We start from the raw sequence: 2,627 nt of genomic DNA on the forward strand, positions 1-2,627 counted from the left end.
TGGCTAATAACATCATGTCGATCGGCCAATAACATCATGCCGATCACTATTTTTCTGCCCGCGTTTATAGCGTCTTTCTTTTACTCCGCCTGATCGGCATCGGTCAAGTTGGCGCCCTGTTTTCTCATCGATTCTCCCGTTAAGGTCACGCGCACCGCTCTGTGGATCAGTCGGTCCAGGATCGCCTCGGCGAATGTTGCCTCTCCGATCATCCCGTACCACTTCTCCACCGGCAATTGGCTCGCCACTATCGTTGAGACGTTGCCGTAGCGGGTATCGATGATCTCCAGCAGGTTGCTGCGTTCGCTCGCGTCCAGCATCTCCATGCCCCAGTCATCCAGGATCAGTACCCCTATGTTGCTTACCCGCTCCAGCAGTTTCGGATAGCTGCCATCCGCTTGTGCCAGTCGCATCTCTTCAAGCAGGGTTTTCAGCCGGTAATACCGCACGCCCACTCCTTGCCGGATAAAGTAACGACCCAGGGCACACGCCAGGTAACTCTTGCCGCAGCCTGCCGCGCCCGTCAGCAGCAGATTTTGTTGATGACTCAGCCAGTGTCCTTCCAGCAGTTGGCGGATCTGCGCTTGGCTCACGCCTCGACCCGCCCGATAGTCGAGCTGCTCCACTTGTCCGGCTAGCCGGAACCGGGCTTGCTTCTCCAGGCGGTTGGTTTTCCTCTGCTCCCGTTGCACCAGCTCATGGCTCAGTAACAGTTGCAGCCGCTCTTCAAAACCCATATCCAGGTACAGCATGCTCTGGGCCTGCTGTTGGTTCAGGGCCTGTTTCATGCCGCTCAAGTGCAGGCGGCTTAGTTGTTCATCGAGGTGTAATTGCATGGGCTTCTCCTGATCCGTGGGGGTTAGTGGAAGTAGTGCTCGCCATGGACATTGTCATGACGGATGTCTTGCAGCGGATCCTGTCGCTTGCTGGCGATGGGTTGTTGCTCGAGGCCGTTCTTGAGCATGCTGCGGATGTTGTGCAGCCGGTTGGCGCCGGTCAGGTAACTCCGGAGGCAGGCCGCTTCCAGCCGCTCCTTGCCATAGGTTTTGCTCTGCCCCAGCAAGGCCAGACAAGGTCGCACCGCTTGCGCCGGGTGCGCCACATTCCGGATAAAACCATCCACCCAATGCGTGGTGTAAGGTCCGATGGACGCTGCCCAGCCGAGCAGACGCTCGGGCGACCACTCCAGCAGCGCTTGGTGATGCGCGGGCATATGGGCAGGCAGGCTGCTGTGCTGACCTTTGCGATGACTCCGCGGGTGCTCGGCCACAACCTTGCCTGCGTGGTACAGCGTGACGGTATGCTCGGCCAGATGAGCCTCCAGCCGCTTGCCTTGCAAGGCATGGGGCACGGAGTAATAGTGCTTTTCCAGATCGACGTGGTAGTCCTTACCAACCAGCACCAACATCACTTTGGTGTAGTGATAGGGATAATCCGGCAGCGGCTTGAGCGCCGGAGCATCGAGCTCGGCAAACAGTGAGGCACGGCAGCCAGGAAGCTTCTGGAAGGGTTTCTGGTTGAGCCGGGTCAGCAGTTCACCCATCCGCTGATTGAGCTGGGCCAGGCCATGGAAGGTTTCATGACGCAGTACCGCCAGGATCCAGCGGGTGACGATCTGCACCCCCACTTCCGCCTTGGACTTATCCTTCGGCTTGCGGGGCCGGGCGGGCATGATCGCCGTACCGAAATGGGCCGCCAGCATCTGGTAGGTGGGGTTGAGATCCGGATCAGTATTGCGCGCCACGCTGACGGCACTCTTCAGGCAATCGGGTACCACCAATTGCGGCACACCGCCAAAGAACTCGAAAGCGCGCTTGTGGCTCATTACCCAGTCATCGAGCTGCTGGGAGCGGGTGGCCTCGGCAAAGGTGTAGTTGGATGCGCCCAGCACGGCGACAAAGATCTGGGCCCGGTAAAGGATTTCGCCGGTGTGCGGATCGACAATAGGTAGGGTTTGGCCGCAGTAGTCGACAAAGAGTTTTTCGCCCGCAATATGGGTCTGCCGCATCGAGGGTTGCAGCAGGGCCGCCCACTCTTTATAGAGCCGACAGAAGTGGTTGTAGCTGTAGTGGGAGCCTGGATGGCGCTCGGCGTACTCCTGCCATAGCAGCTCGAGGGTCACGCCTTTTTGACCTGGTTTTTTGAGTTCCTGATGCAACAAGGCCCAGTTGGGAGTGGGTTTGTGCTGAGTTTTATGGACAGAGCAGGTCTTGAGAAATGCGCGCTCCAGGGAGACATCATCCCAGGACTCAGACAGGGGCCAGGTCATGATACCCAGTTGAGCCGCCCGGTTGAGGTAATAGGATACGGTGCTAGGAGAGATATGCAGGCTGAGGGCGATCTGCCGATGAGCCAGTTGAGCCTGATATTTAAGGCGAAGAATTTCTTTGAGTTTTCTCACAGTGATAGGCCTCGCAGACATGCACGTTCCTCTGTTGGAGCAGATGGGAAAGTGCGGGTTTAACGAAGCGGGGAGAAAAAGTCACCAATAACATGGATGCCGATCATGGTTTCCCATCGAGGGTAAAAAGTGATCGGCGTAGGATGTTATTGAGTGATCGGCATGGATGTTATTACGTGATCGGCATGAATGTTATTGAGCGATCGCCATGCGTGGGAATATGCAA

Annotated in this window: 2 protein-coding genes; both read right to left on the reverse strand. The window is 57.3% G+C overall.

What is annotated here, in order from left to right; all coding sequences use genetic code 11:
* Positions 1-80 precede the first annotated feature (80 nt).
* Positions 81-836, reverse strand: coding sequence for an IS21-like element ISAs27 family helper ATPase IstB (istB, locus tag GF617_RS26680; protein WP_194483842.1), 756 nt, complete (start codon positions 834-836; stop codon positions 81-83).
* Positions 837-859: 23 nt separating this feature from the next.
* The gene (gene istA / locus GF617_RS26685; protein WP_194483841.1) at positions 860-2,422 is read right to left on the reverse strand and encodes an IS21 family transposase; all 1,563 of its coding nucleotides are present in this window, start codon (positions 2,420-2,422) and stop codon (positions 860-862) included.
* Between the last annotated feature and the right edge of the window lie 205 nt (positions 2,423-2,627).

Source organism: Lelliottia sp. RWM.1, from assembly GCF_016859735.1.
Classification (GTDB): Bacteria; Pseudomonadota; Gammaproteobacteria; order Enterobacterales; family Enterobacteriaceae; genus Enterobacter.

What these genes read in the sequence shown, in the direction of transcription:
- istA (WP_194483841.1), bottom strand. Translation starts at nt 2,422, where the DNA reads ATGTCTGCGAGGCCTATCACTGTGAGAAAACTCAAAGAAATTCTTCGC.
- istB (WP_194483842.1), bottom strand. Translation starts at nt 836, where the DNA reads ATGCAATTACACCTCGATGAACAACTAAGCCGCCTGCACTTGAGCGGC.